The following is a 13,315-nucleotide window of genomic DNA, read 5'->3' on the forward strand; positions in this document are numbered from 1 at the left end:
ACCGTGACAAGCTCGGCGTGGGCAAGCCGTTGGCGGCGGTCGCAGCCGTCGCCCTGGTCGTCGTCGGCGCGTGGGCGCTGGTGACGTCGCAGGGCTCTGCCTCGAAGAACAAGGACACCACCGCGGCCGGGCAGACGCCGGGAGTGTCCAGTTCCGCATCGGGCGGCGCGTCCTCGGCCGCGCAGAGCACGCCGAGCGCCACCCCGACGCATTCCAGCTCCAGCAGTTCGCCGTCGGCGACGCACCACACGTCCACGTCCGCGGAACCGACTCACACGGTCACCACCACCGCGGCCTCCTCCAGCGCGGCGGTGCCGCCGCCGTCGGCGCCGAGCTCGTCGACCGGACCACTGCTCTCGTCGAGCTACCATCGGTTGCAGAACTCGGGCAGCGGGAGCTGCCTGGCCGGGGGCCCGGGGCTCCAGGCCTGCGCCGACAGCAAGACGCAGGGCTGGCAGTCCAAGGCGTCGGGGCTCCTCGGGCTCGGTGCCGTCACCGGACAGGAGCAGTTGGTCAACGGCGACAGCAACGACTGCTTGTCGGGTGGGCCCGGCGGGCTCAGCGTGAAGTCCTGCACAGGGGACCTGTCGCAGGTGTGGTCGAAGACCGGCGGTTCCGGCGGCGCCACGGAGCTGCAGAACGGCGCCGACATGCTGTGCCTGCAGGCCTCGGGCGGTTCGGTGGTGGAGGCGGCGTGCAACGGCAGCCCGAACCAGCTGTGGTCCGAGGACGGGAACGTCTGAGAACTTCAGCCATTTGTTAACAACTGAGTATGCGTAGTCCGGTAACGTCGGGGTACAGCGAGTGCGGCGACGGTCGCCGGTGGGAACAGAAGGCGGCGGGACGGTATGGTCAAGGTTCTGATCGTCGACGATCAGGTGCTGATCCGGGCCGGGATGGCGGCCATACTGCGGGCCGCCCCCGGCTACGAGGTGGTCGGTGAGGCGTGCAACGGTGCCGAGGCGGTCACGATGGCCGCGCTCACCGAGCCCGACGTGGTGCTGATGGACATCCGGATGCCGGACCTGGACGGGATCGCCGCGACCCGCGCGATCCTGGGCTCCGGCCGTGAGAACCTGCCGCGCATCCTGATCCTGACCACCTTCGACATGGACGAGTACGTATATGAGGCGCTGCGCGCCGGCGCCGACGGCTTCGTGTTGAAGGACACACCGCCCGAACGCCTGCTCGCGGCCCTGAAGGCGGTCGCGGACGGCGACACCCTGTTCTCCTCGGCGGTCACCCGCCGCCTGGTGCAGGCCTACGTCACGGCCTCGGGCCTCCAGGATGTGGCCCCGGCCGGTCCGGGACCCGGCGCGGGCGCGGTGCCCGGCGGCGCCGCGGTCTGGCCGACGGCGGGCCTGGTGCCCCGGTCGCGGCGCCCGGACGGCCCCTCGTCGGCCGAGCGCGCCGCCCTGGCCGCGCTCACCACGCGCGAGACCGACGTCCTGCGCCTGGTGGCCACCGGCCTGTCCAACGGCGAGATCGCCGAGCGGCTGGTGGTCAGCGAGGGCACGGTGAAGACGCACCTGAACCGCGCGATGGCCAAGCTGAACCTGTCGAGCCGCGCTCAGGCCGTGGTGCTCGCCTACGAGTCCGGTCTGGTGGTCGCGGGGCAGCCGCAGGCTCAGGTATAGCCCGGGTATAGCCCTGGTTGACCCCGATCCGCGATCCCGTCCCGATCTGCCCGAGTCGCAACACGCAACCCCGTTGATAACCCCTCGACCTGTCAGTGCGGGGCATCAGAATATTGGTGTTCCTCAACACGGGCATCCGGGGACCAGCGGGGAGCCGTTTTCGGGCCCCGCGCGATGGGGATGGGGTACGGGAAATGGTCAATAGTCTGATATCGCGATCTCACACCCGGGGCGCTTGCGCTCTGGCCGGTGTTCTTCTGGCCGCGTCGTTGGCGGCGTGCGGGGGCGGGAGCAGCGGTTCCTCCGCCAACCAGTACACGGGCTCGTCGTCCGACACTTCCACCGGCTCGGATTCCGGCGGGATCACCACCACCACGACCACCACGTCGGCCAGTCCCACGACCATGAGCTCCGCGGCGTACGGCCAGAGCCTGTCCTCGGTGAACTCGCAGCTGGCACCGGACTTCCAGGCGGTGGTCAGCGCCGAGTCGCAGGATGCTGTGAAGAGTGCGCTGAGCAAGCTGTCCTCGGACGCGCAGAGCCTGTCGAACGGGCTGCCCAGCGACCCGCCGGACGCGTTGTCGGCGCCGACGACGCAGCTGTCGCAGGCCCTGAGCAGCCTGTCGTCCTCGGCGACCTCCACCGCCGGCGACGTCGGGTCGGGGGTGTGCACCTCGGCTTCGGCCCTGGCCGAGTTCACGCGCTCGGACGGTGCCAAGGCCATACGGTCCGCCGCGACCGCGCTGTCCGCGATCGACGCCTCCTACGGCAAGGACGTCGCGGCCTTCCTGCCGGCGCCGATCGCCGACAAGACCAGGCAGCTGCCCAACGGCGACGTGCTCCGGCACTCCGACGGCCCGGGCTCGCTGACCATCAACAACTCCGGCACCGACGCCATCGTCACGCTGACCAAGACCGGCACGAAGACCCCGGTCGCCTCGGTCTACGTGCGGGCCGGCGCCAGCACGACGCTGAGCGGCATCCCCGGCGCGGCCTTCGACATCTACGTCTCCTCCGGGACCGACTTTGACAGCGCGGCGCAGAAGTTCACGCGGCAGTGCTCGTTCACCAAGACCGACAAGACCTGGGACTTCACCGACTCCGACTGGTCGCTGACGCTGACCCCGCAGGTCAACGGCAACCTGTCGTCGTCCACGCTGAACGCCGGCGACGCGCCGAACCCGTGACCGTGGACTGGTTCGCAGCGGCGGACGTCGACGAGCACTGACTCAGGACCTACCAGACCGACCCGACCTACCAGACCGGCAGAAACGGTGGGACGACATGGCTTCTTGGACACTGCGAGGCGTCATCACCGACCGGCGCCGCCTGGCCGGTGCGGCGGTGGCCGTCGTCCTGGCCGCCGCTGCCGGGGTCGGGGTGTGGAGCTGGCCCGACGACGGGGCGAAGGCCGCGCAGTCGCAGACCGTCGGGCCCCGGACCGACTTCCTCGTCTCCTACTCCGCCGCGGCCTCCCGGCTGGCCGGCCTCAACCCCGCCGACACCGCCGACCAGGTCCGCGACTGGATCCGGACCGCGTTGGCCGCGCACCTGGGGATGAGCACCGCCGCCGTCCGCGACGCCTCCTACGACACCCTGCCGGTCCGCGACCAGGGCTTCACCGACCTCGCCGACCAGCAGGTCGGCCCGGGCCGGGAGATCGCGGACACCAGCGGCGTGCTGCATCTGCTGGTCCCGCAAGGCGATCCGCACGAGAACCGCACCGTCGGCCTGCTGCTGGACCAGTACCGCACCGACCACGGCGCCGACCCCGAGCTGGTCCAGATCCACCACTACGTGATCGACCAGAACGCGCAGACCGTCGACGTCGTCGCCGATCCGGTGAGCACCCCCGATCAGGTCCGCACCGCGCACGGCTTCGTGGGCATGGAGATCACCACCACCGACGATCTGTCGTCGTTCCTGTCCAAGACCCAGTCGCTGTCCGAACTGTCGGTCCAGAACGGCCAGGTCTGGGCCTACGGATGGTCGTGGCCCGGCGTTCCCTCGGTCCCGATGACCGTGGACGACGTGAGCGTCCTGCAGAACGGCTACCAGGCGCACGCCTCGGGCAACGGCCTGGCGCCCGGCTTCTCGCTGGACCCGCTGTCGGCGCGCAGCGTCGCCGACGTCAAGGCGATGGCCCCGTCGGTGAGCTCTGACATCGCCGCGCGCCTGCTGGCCAACAACTGGGCCGGCTCGCCCTTCTCCTCCGCCGCCGAGGTCAAGACCCAGGTCGACAACGAGCTCTACTACCCCAGCGCCGACCAGGACGCGGCGATGGCCGCGCTCGGCCTGCCCACCGACCGCGCGCAGCTGTGGGCGCTGGACGCGGCGCTCGCCGGCCAGACCACGATGAGCCAGGCCCGCTACGACGGCGGCCTGGCCGGCACCGCGGTCGGCGACTCCCTGGCCTACGTCGACTACGTGACCAAGAACTGGGTCGCCGGCGTCGGCCAGGGCGTGCCCACCAAGGCCGTCGGCGGCTTCCTGCCGGACCCCGCGGCGGTGACGCCGTGGAGCGAGTGCGCCGGTCCGAACGATCCGACGAGCGAGTCCGGCCGATTGTGGTTCGGCCGCAACGACGGCGCGTTCGCCTCCACGTCCGACCACATCGACGTCGGCGCCGAGGCGGCCCGGCTGTTCGTCCGCGACGACGGCCCGAACGGCACCGAGGTCGAGCCGAGCTATGCCTTCGGCCGGGCCCTGCAGTGGTGGGACGTGCACCAGCAGGACATCGAGGACTACGAGCAGCAGTACCAGCGCCTGGACCAGATCATGCGCTGGAGCGGCGCGCTGGAGTGGCTGACGCACCAGGGCACGGCGCTGCTGCCGACCGAGTCGCAGAGCCCTGCGCCGGTCTCGTTCAAGGACTGGTACGCCGCCCACAACGAGCTCAAGGAACGCGCCCCGATCGACTTCGTGACGCCGCCCTCGGCGCTGAGCCGTCATCAAAGTCAGGAGGAGGCGCTGATCGTCAACCCCAGCCGGGACTACCAGGACTGCGGGTTCGTCGAGATCGAGGGCGGGGTGTCGCTCAGCGACCTCTACGACCGCACCAACGGCCAGAACTACCGGCCGGACCTGCCGACCTCGGTCACCCGGGCCGGGCTGTTCGATGCGAAGTCGACCTACGACGACACCTCCGGCACCGGCGAGATCAGCAAGGTGTCGATCGACGACTCGGGGAAGGTCTCCGAGCGCGTCGACCGGACGCTGTCCACGAACGGCGGCACGGCGACCGTGGACATCAAGGCGACCGGCCGGAAAGTCATCCCGATGGGAGACCTGAAGGTCTGGCGCACGTCCGACGCGAACCGCGAACTGACCTACAGCGTCGACGCCACTGGGCACAGCGTGGACGAGAATCTGACGTATCAGGGCAAGGATTTCGGTTCGCTGGACACCACGGACACGGCGAACATCGTCACGGTCCAGTGGCGCTCCGGCGCGGTGGACCGGCTGCGGCAGGCGCTGTCCTCGGTCCAGGCCAAACTGTCCCGTGGCGTCTCCGGTTCGGTCCCGGCTGCGTCGGACGGTGTCCTGTACGAGATGAAGAACGCCGACGGGACGTTCAAGGACCGGATCGGCGGCTCCGGACAGCCGTGGCTCGCCGTCGCCGCCACGGTGCCCGCCGTCGGGGACTCCCTGACCATCCGGATCGGCGGACCGGACCAGGTCAAGGGCGGCGCGTCGTTCATGTCCGGGAGCTTCACCGCCGGCCCCGGACCGCCGCCCGGTGGTGAGGGGTATCTCAATGTTCTGCCGCCCTCGGACGGAAACCCCGCCGTGGCCGCCTTCACGGGCCAGCCAGACCGATTCGATCCCGCCATCACCATCAGGACCCTGACCGGCCAGACCGCTACGCTCTTCGAGACCGGTGCCGGGGTCGAGGTCTTCGCGACCGATCCGGTGCTGGGAGTGGACGGTTCGGTGGAAGGTGCCGCGTTGCTTAGTGACTTCCCGAAGATCAAGAAACTGATCGAGGCCGCGGAGCGGGACAAGGACGGCAGGCTCCAGGCCGCCGCGCTCGGCCCCGACGGCGGCGACGGCGTCGCGCTGGTCGCCCACGACGGCTCGGTGACGCTCGCGCCGATGGACAGCCTGATCGGCGGCCGCGTGCTGCGCGCGCTCGGGCCGGAGATGGACGGCACCGCGGTCTTCGACGTCCTGAAGCAGCACGCCGGGATCCCGGACGAGATCGAGCAGGAGGATGCCAGTCCCCTGACACCCGTCGGCACGCCGGTCACGATGTTCCTGGGCAGCGTGCTGCGGATGCCGGGCGTGGACGCCGTGTACTTCAGCCCGGGCCTGCGCACCGCACTGCACCTGGCGGCCGGTCCGATCGTGCCGGAGCCGTTGTCGCCCAAGACCGAGGTGACCGTGGTGCCGGTGACGGCCGGCCACGACCCGCGAGCCGAAAGCACCACGGCCCAGCCGGACATCCGGGACTTCGAGGGCGCGGCCTGGTGGGCGGTGAGTACCGCGGGGCTCATCGACGCCGTCGGACAGTCGGCGTGCCCGCCGTTCGCGGGGACGCCGGTGACGACCGGGCCCGGTGGCGGCGCGCCGTCGATGCCGTCAACGCCGTCAACGCCGCCGGCCTCGGCGGGGGTGCCGTCCGGATCGCCGGTGGGCGTCGGCACGCTTCTGCTCGTCACCACGGTCAGCACGGGGCAGCCGGTGTGCTGATCCGGACCGGGACTGATCCGGCTGAGCTGGCTGATCCGGCTGATCGGACTGGTCGATCGTGAGCGAGAGGTACTTCCTCGACGCCGGGGAGCCGCTTGCCGAAGCCTTGGAGGAGGCACGCGCGGTTGCGCGGCAGGCGGACGCCAGCGCGACCGTAGGTGCCGCCGCCAGCCTGGTGGAGCAAGTGGACGCCGCGTACGGCCGGGTCCTGGAGCTGGTCCCGGCCGACGACGCGGGGCTGTGGGCGCTGCTCGCGGCCGAGCACGTCGGCGTCGTCCGGGCGATCGGCGCGTTGACCACCGCGGCCTACCGGTGCGACCGCTACCTTCCGCAAGTCCGGGCCCTGACACACCGTCTGCCGCTGCTGATCGAGCGTGCCCAGGTGCGCTCCGAGTCCGGCCGGCACGCGAGCGCGGCCACCGACGCGGCCGAGATCCGCAAGGCGCTCGACGACGATCCGGGCGCCGAACTCGACCTCGCCGACCATGCCCGACTGCGGCGGGTGGAAGGGCTGGCTGCAGCTGCCGTGGGGGACCGCGTCACGGCCGACCGGTTTCTGATCGAGGCGCGCGGTGCGTTCCAGTCCATCGGCGACTCAGACGCCGTGGCGGTCATCGACCGCGATCTGCGGCTGATCCGGGCGCGCGGCGGCTCCGATCAGGCCACTTCAGAGATCCTCGCCGAGGACGCAGAGGCCGAGCCGATGTCGGCACCGCGCGCCCTGGCTCACGCGCTGGCCCTGAAGAACCAGCACCGCTATGAGGAGGCCTTGCAGGTCGTGGTGGCGCTGCTGGCCGCCGACCACCTCGACGACGCGCTGCGGCTGCCGGTGCTTGAGGAGCTGGTCGGCCTGCTGGTGGCGCTGCGTCGCGGCAAGGCGCTGAAGGCGCTCAGTGCCGAACTGCCACAGACATTGCAGACCCTGGTGAGGGCCGGCGGTTCGGTGGAGGGGACCGAACCGCCGGCCGTACGTTTCATCAGGGTCCTGTTGAACTGCTTCCGGCTGCTCGACGCGGGACAGGCTGAGCGGGCCCGGACCGAGCTGAACGCGGTCCGCGCGCTGGCCGTCTCCGACCGGGATCGGGCGCACTGGCACGTGGCGTCCGGGGAGGTCTCGATCGCGGTGTTCAAGCGCCGGAAGGCGGGGTCGGACCTCGACGAGGCGGTGTGGGATCTCGGCGCGGCCTGCGAATACGCGGTCGCGGATCAGCTCCTTGAGGTGCGTATCCGGGCTCTGCGACTGCTCGGCGAGGCGTTCGAGCTGCGCAAGGAGCCCGATCAGGCCTCGGACCGCTGGGCCCGGGCGCACGCGCTGGAGGAGGACCTGGTCGCCCGGCAGGTCAGCGACGAGGTGCGGGCGACGCTGCTGGAGGACATCCCCACCGAGCACGACGAGCGGGTCCGGGTCGCCGCCGAGCTCGCGGTGGCGGGGCCGGGCGACGCGGCGGCGGTGACCGGCGTCGCGTCGGCGATCGTGGCGATGGAGTCGGCGCGCGGCGCGGCGATCCTCGGGCGGATCGCTCCGGACGCGGAGAGCGCGCTGCGACGGCTGCCGCCGGCCGGCGACGGGGCCGCCGCGTGGGAGTGGCTGCGGGGGATCGCCGCCGCGACGGCGCGGGACGAGGCGATCTGGATCATGCACGCCCGGCCGGACCGGGTGCACCACGGCATCGTCGGACGCGGCCTGGTGCATCACGTCGATCTCCCGGCGGACCGGGGCGAGTTGGAGAAGCTGGTCAAGGCGCTGCGCAAGGAATGCAACGAGTACCGGCTGGCCCAGGCTGCGGGGCGTGCGCAGGTGTCTCAGCTCATTGAGCGGCTCGGAGCCGCGATCGGTGTCGAGACGGTGCTGGGATTGGTACCGCGACGGGTCAAACGGTTGGTGGTGATCGCCGGCGGGGTGCTGTCCGAGATTCCGTTGGCCGCGTTGCCGATCAAGGCCGATTCGATATCAGTTCCCATCGTTTCCCGGTTCGCGGTGTCGGACCTGCCGTGCCTGTCCGCGCGTCCGTTGCTGCGTCAGAGGTCTGTCGGGAACCGCGGCGGTCGGGCGTTGCTGGTCAACGCGTTCGAGGCCACACCCGAGGATTTCGAACGGGAGCTCCGGCGGGTCCACTACCGGCGCGTGCGCATCCTCGGCCACGGCCAGTCCGACGCGAAGGACGCTTCCCAGACCTGGCTCCAGTTCGCCGGCAAGAAGAACGATCGGGACGGCCGGATCCACCCGGGGCGGTTCCAGCAGGCGGATCTCAGGTCCTGCGGGACGCTGATGCTCGGGGCGTGCGAATCGGGGATGGCTCAACGCGTGGGACGTGATGAGCGGACCGGTTTCGTGCGGGCCGGACTGCACGCCGGCGCCGCCTCGGTGGTGGCCGCGCGGTGGATCGCAGAGGTCTCAGTCACCACCGCACTGCTGGACCGGTTCGAGGACTACCTGCGATATCTGCCCCGCGACGTGGCGCTGCAACGCGCGCAGCTCGACGTCCGGGCCGGGCGGGTGGCTCCGGCCGCGGAGGTTCCGGAGCCGGAGCATCCGGCGTGGTGGGCCTGCTGGACTTTGTACGGGGATTCGGGGCATCAGGTCAGGGCGCCTATATTGCGTGCGTCGGCTTGTCGGCCGGCGCTGCTCTTCCGCCGCCTGTTCCGCACACCCTGAGACCGAATGAGAAAACATGCCGCATCATCGTGAGGGGCGTGGTCCCGCCGTCTTCATCTCCTACGCGACGGCCGACCGCACCGAGGTGCTGAAGTTCCATCAGGACCTGCTGGAGCGGGGGATCGATCCGTTCCTGGACATCATGGACATCCTGCCCGGCGACGATGTGGTGATGAGCATCAACGGCGCGCTGGAGCGGTCGGACTTTTATGTGCTGGTGTGGTCCGCGGCGGCACGCGACCGGTACTGGGTGAACAGCGAGATCTCCGCGGCGATGGTGCTGGAGCAGCGGCGCGCGCGGCCGTTCGTGTTCATCGTGCGCCTGGACGACAGCGAGCTGCCGCCGGTGCTGGCGCCCCGCCGGTACCTGGACGCGTTCGGCGGACGGCGCGCGGTGGCCGCGGACCAGCTGGCGGCGGTGTGGACGCGCGACCGCGCGGTCGGGACGAAGGTGCTGCCCGCGCCGGCGCCGGTGGCCGAACCCGCGTCGGCCGATGAGGCGCTGCTGCACGTCTACGCACGCAACCAGTCGCTGAACGTCTCGCACGAGGTGCGGATCCACGCCGGCGCCACGGTACGAGAGCTGGTCGCCGCGCTCGCCGAGCAGCTGGCGCTGCCGACCGAGGCGTCGGAGTACGGTGGCGCGGTGGGCGTCCGCTTCAGCTACCGGTACCGGCTCGGCGGCGAAGCGCTCGCGGCGGACTCCGACTCTGACTCCGACGCCGGCTCCGGCTCCGGCTCCGACGTCCCGCTGGCGCTCGCCGAGGGCGACGTCGTGGACATCGAGGTCGTCGTGGAGCCGTTCGGCCCGGACGGCGCGCTGGCGGATCCGGTGTCGTTCCTGCCGACCCGTGACTACGCGATCCCGCCGGAGATGATCAGGGATCTGTGTCAGAAGGCGATCGAGCATCTGCTCGCGGAGGATCCGGACGCCGATCAGGATCCTGATGAGGACTGAGTAGCCCTCAGACCGTCCGCCGATGCAGCCACTTGTGCCATTCGGTCGCCTCCGAGCTGTGGCCGTTGCGGCGGAAGGCCTGCTGCATCGGGACGTTCAGGGTGTCGGTGTCCGAGAGCATGGCGTGGAAGCCGAGATCCCGCGCCGTGCGATTGGCCAGCTTGAGCAATGCGTCGACATGACCTCGGCCGCGATGCGCGGGTGCGACGCCGATGTACGTGATGGTTCCCACGCCCGGGTCGAACTCGCCGACCGAGACGAAGCCCACGGCCTGGCCGCTCGCGATGTCCTCGGCCAGCAGCCAGGTCGATTCGGTCGTGCTGTCCAGGAACGCCTTGGCCCAGTTCGCCGGACCCATCGCGACCGTCGCGTCGGTGTCGACGCGGTCCAGCGTCTCGGTTGAGCACGCAGCGATCAGCTGGGTGAACCGGTCGGTGCCGACCTCTGCCAGGCGCCGCACGGTGACGCCGTCGGGCAGCGGCAGGTCCTGGCCCTCGTCGGCCCACCAGAACCCGTCCTTCTCCTGCCACAGCTCGAAGCCGCAGGACTCCAGCAGCGCGACGCGCTCGGCCGGGGCGCGGTGGACGGCCACGTTGGTCGAGGCGTTCAGCACCTCACCGGGGCGGGCTGCGGCGATCGCCGCCTCCAGCACGAGCCGTGCTGCGTCCCGGTGGCCGGGCCGCCAGCGGAGGTTGACCAGACGGCCGGTCTCGTCCCCCATCCAGGACTTCGCCATGAGGTCACCCTCGGCGACCTGGACGCCGTCGGTAACGGCGATGAAGGGGGTGCGTGGGCCCAGCGGATTCGCGTCGGCGATGTCGCCGAGGCGGGTGACTACTGTCAATTCGGTCCCCGGTTTCGGTGCTGCGGTCTGGCTGTCGCGTGGTCTGGCGACCGGGGGCAGGTTACGGGGGCCACGCTGCGGCGTTCAAGCCGATAAACGCTCGCTGAGGTGTCCGAACGATAACAGCGCGTAGGCGCTGCCCGCGTGCCGGATCTGGCCGGACCACACCAGTTCCAGGGCTTGTTCGTAGGTCAGCCAGCACAGCGCCATGTCGGCCTCGCCGCCCTCGCGCGCGGCCTCGCCCTGCGTCAGTCCCTGGGCGGCGAAGACGTGGTCGACGTGGTTGGTGAGGCTGTCGGCGCCGTTGACCGCGCCGATCGCGGACCAGCGGGTGGCGCGCAGGCCGGTCTCCTCGGCCAGTTCGCGGCGGGCGGCCGCGACCGGGTGCTCGTCGTAGGGCTCGATGGTCCCGGCGGGCAGGCGCCACTGGACGCCGCCGTGCGTGTAGATCCATTGGCGGGTCAACAGGACCCGGCCGTCGTCCGCGACCGGCAGGACGGTCACCGAGCCGGGGGTGGCCACATGGTGGTAGACGTCGGCGGCGCCGTCGGGGCGGATCACGGCGTCCTGGCGGACGTCGAACCAGGGCGTGGCCAGGACGACGACGCTGTCCAGGCGGCGCCAGTCGGTGGATTCGGCCGATTCGGCAGTTTCGGCAGCCTCGGCGGTTTCGGTGGTGGCCACGGCTTCCGTGGCTTGTGCGGGTCCTGCGAATCGTTCGGGTCGTTCGGGTCGTTCCTCGGCGGCGCCGGTTCCGCTCGCGCCCGCGCTGTCAGTGTTCATCAGGCGCGTCGGGTGTCGACGAGCGCTTCGTCGAGGCTGTTTCGCAACTCTCGCAAGGCACGGACGTTGTGGTGGCGCATCAACGCCCGGGACAGGCCGCGCAGTTCGGCGTTGGCGCCCGCGGAGCGGACCAACCCGACGTCCTCCAACACTTGGAGCGTCACGACCTGCATCTCGTCCAGTTCGCCCGCGGCTTCGTAGGCGAGGGCCAGCCTGGCTCCGAACAACGCGCGGGAGCGGTGTGCCTCGGTCGGCGTCCGCTCCAGGGCGTCGGCCAGGAACTCGCTGGCCCGCTGCGGACGTCCCAGGTCGTAGTGGCACCAGCCGGCTATCGCGTTGTCCAGCCCGCCGACGGTGACGGAGCCGACGACCGGCTCGTCCTGCGCGACGCGTTCGGGATGCAGCAGGTCGCGGGCGTGGTCCAGGGAGCTGATGCAGCGTGCGTGGTCGCCGCGTACCGCGAACGCCTGCGCCTGGCGGTGTGCGGCCAGGCCGCGGCTGCGGGCCCGGGCCCGCGGGTCCTCCAGCACCCGGCCGGCCAGCTCCATGGCCGTCGTCGGATCCCCGTCGTACAGCGCCAGCTCCGCCTCCCGGACCAGCGTGTACACGGCCAGGTCCTCGGCCTCGGCGCGGGTCGCCAGGTCCGCGGTGCGGCGGGTCCAGGCCAGCGCGTGGTCCAGGCGTCCGGCCTCCTGGCACATCCAGCCGATGAACTCGGCGTAGCGGGCCGCCAGCAGGCACAGCTGGGGCGCGGCCGTCTGCGAGGTCTGCTCCAACTCCATCAGGGTGTTGAAATCGACGATCAGCCGGCGCAGCACCAGCTCCGGCGGCAGCTGCTGGCTGAGCTTGCGGTGCCGGTCGAACTCCTCGCGGTAGTGCGCCAGCAGCCGCAGCTCGTCGGCCTCGGCGCGGGCCACCGAGGGACGCAGCGCGAGCGGCACGGACAGCGCGTCGCCGAAGGCGACCAGCTCGCGTCCCCAGTCCGGCTCCCCGTCCGGACCGGCCGCGGCGCCGGATCCGCCCCGACGCCGCGGTTCTTCGGGCACCAACGCGACCAGGTCTCCGTCGGCGCCCAGCTCCACATCGATCAGGGTGGCCAGCCGCCGGTTGGCCGGGAGCCGCCCCGTCTCGATCTTGCTCAGGTAGCCCTTGTCGTAGTGCACGCTTTCAGCCAGCGCGGCCAGCGACTTCTCGCGGCGCATGCGCAGGCGGCGCATCTCGATCCCGAACTCGGACACGATTCCACCATAGCCAGCGTTGGGCTTGTAAAAGAGGTCTGAGACTGCTTTGTTGCCAGGTTGCGTGTTGTACGTATCCGACGGAGGTCCCGTGGCTGACGATATCGAGGCGCTGGAGGCGGAATACCGGCACGCATTGCGGCAAGTCGACGAAGACCTCCGGTTCGCCGTCAGCGAGGTGGCGCCGGAGCTCTTGGAGCGGGCCCATCTCGATCCGCCGCCGACTTTGCGGGCCCGGCCGACCATCGCAGACTACGAGCATGACCTGGCGCGCGTGCGGCGTCCAGGGTTGGACGCCTTCGGGCATCTGCGCGATCTGGTGCTGATCGGTATCCGGGTCGGCACGATCAGCGTCGATGACGTGTACCGGCGGGTGCGTCCGGCGACGGTGGCGCTGACGGTGTTGTTGGATCCGGGGGCCGGGGCGACGGCGGTGACGGCGGCGGCGTTGGCGCGGCGGATCCGGCGGGGCGCCGGGTGGGGTGTCTGTCTCTTATACACATCTGA

Annotated in this window: 11 protein-coding genes; 7 read left to right on the forward strand and 4 right to left on the reverse strand. The window is 70.9% G+C overall.

The genetic code is table 11. The features are described 5' to 3' along the window. Both GWK61_RS45620 and GWK61_RS45625 read left to right on the forward strand, forming a co-directional pair. The coding region (locus tag GWK61_RS45620) for an RICIN domain-containing protein (protein ID WP_228564035.1) at window positions 1–743 on the forward strand (743 nt) is incomplete at its 5' end. A 105-nt stretch (window positions 744–848) separates the two neighbouring features. Beyond that, window positions 849–1,637 carry a response regulator gene (locus tag GWK61_RS45625; RefSeq protein ID WP_194918969.1) on the forward strand — a complete coding sequence of 263 codons (789 nt, stop codon included), beginning with the start codon at window positions 849–851 and terminating at the stop codon, window positions 1,635–1,637. A 220-nt stretch (window positions 1,638–1,857) separates the two neighbouring features. Here GWK61_RS45625 and GWK61_RS45630 read toward each other — a convergent pair whose 3' ends face one another. Then, window positions 1,858–2,043: a hypothetical protein gene (locus GWK61_RS45630; RefSeq protein WP_194918972.1), complete on the reverse strand. Its 186-nt coding sequence runs from the start codon at window positions 2,041–2,043 to the stop codon at window positions 1,858–1,860. Here GWK61_RS45630 and GWK61_RS45635 point away from each other — a divergent pair. The 4 genes from GWK61_RS45635 (at window position 2,042) to GWK61_RS45650 (ending at window position 9,943) form a co-directional block, all read left to right on the forward strand. Further along, complete coding sequence (locus GWK61_RS45635) at window positions 2,042–2,824, forward strand: hypothetical protein (RefSeq protein ID WP_194918974.1); 783 nt, start codon at window positions 2,042–2,044, stop codon at window positions 2,822–2,824. The two genes, GWK61_RS45630 and GWK61_RS45635, sit on opposite strands and share 2 nt — an antisense overlap. A gap of 97 nt (window positions 2,825–2,921) precedes the next feature. Continuing rightward, window positions 2,922–6,329 (forward strand): acyl carrier protein, encoded by a 3,408-nt coding sequence (locus tag GWK61_RS45640; protein ID WP_194918975.1) that lies wholly within the window; start codon window positions 2,922–2,924, stop codon window positions 6,327–6,329. Between the two features lie 58 nt (window positions 6,330–6,387). Further along, window positions 6,388–8,985 carry a CHAT domain-containing protein gene (locus GWK61_RS60185; protein ID WP_194918979.1) on the forward strand — a complete coding sequence of 866 codons (2,598 nt, stop codon included), beginning with the start codon at window positions 6,388–6,390 and terminating at the stop codon, window positions 8,983–8,985. 16 nt (window positions 8,986–9,001) lie between these two features. Continuing rightward, window positions 9,002–9,943 carry a toll/interleukin-1 receptor domain-containing protein gene (locus GWK61_RS45650; protein WP_194918981.1) on the forward strand — a complete coding sequence of 314 codons (942 nt, stop codon included), beginning with the start codon at window positions 9,002–9,004 and terminating at the stop codon, window positions 9,941–9,943. A 7-nt stretch (window positions 9,944–9,950) separates the two neighbouring features. Here GWK61_RS45650 and GWK61_RS45655 read toward each other — a convergent pair whose 3' ends face one another. The 3 genes from GWK61_RS45655 to GWK61_RS45665 form a co-directional block, all read right to left on the reverse strand. Then, window positions 9,951–10,787 (reverse strand): GNAT family N-acetyltransferase, encoded by an 837-nt coding sequence (locus tag GWK61_RS45655; protein WP_194918984.1) that lies wholly within the window; start codon window positions 10,785–10,787, stop codon window positions 9,951–9,953. Between the two features lie 84 nt (window positions 10,788–10,871). Further along, window positions 10,872–11,471 carry an NUDIX domain-containing protein gene (locus tag GWK61_RS45660; RefSeq protein ID WP_194918986.1) on the reverse strand — a complete coding sequence of 200 codons (600 nt, stop codon included), beginning with the start codon at window positions 11,469–11,471 and terminating at the stop codon, window positions 10,872–10,874. Between the two features lie 98 nt (window positions 11,472–11,569). After that, window positions 11,570–12,808, reverse strand: coding sequence for an NsdA family TPR-like regulatory protein (locus GWK61_RS45665; protein WP_194918988.1), 1,239 nt, complete (start codon window positions 12,806–12,808; stop codon window positions 11,570–11,572). Window positions 12,809–12,899: 91 nt separating this feature from the next. Between GWK61_RS45665 and GWK61_RS61720 the strand changes: the two genes are divergently transcribed. Next, window positions 12,900–13,315: hypothetical protein (locus GWK61_RS61720; protein ID WP_194918991.1), on the forward strand; the 416-nt coding region annotated here is incomplete at its 3' end.

The sequence above is a fragment of the Catenulispora rubra genome, assembly GCF_015356825.1.
Lineage (GTDB): Bacteria > Actinomycetota > Actinomycetes > Streptomycetales > Catenulisporaceae > Catenulispora > Catenulispora rubra.

What these genes read in the sequence shown, in the direction of transcription:
- GWK61_RS45630 (WP_194918972.1), bottom strand. Translation starts at nt 2,043, where the DNA reads ATGGTCGTGGGACTGGCCGACGTGGTGGTCGTGGTGGTGGTGATCCCG.
- GWK61_RS45640 (WP_194918975.1), top strand. Translation starts at nt 2,922, where the DNA reads ATGGCTTCTTGGACACTGCGAGGCGTCATCACCGACCGGCGCCGCCTG.
- GWK61_RS45635 (WP_194918974.1), top strand. Translation starts at nt 2,042, where the DNA reads ATGAGCTCCGCGGCGTACGGCCAGAGCCTGTCCTCGGTGAACTCGCAG.
- GWK61_RS45650 (WP_194918981.1), top strand. Translation starts at nt 9,002, where the DNA reads ATGCCGCATCATCGTGAGGGGCGTGGTCCCGCCGTCTTCATCTCCTAC.
- GWK61_RS45625 (WP_194918969.1), top strand. Translation starts at nt 849, where the DNA reads ATGGTCAAGGTTCTGATCGTCGACGATCAGGTGCTGATCCGGGCCGGG.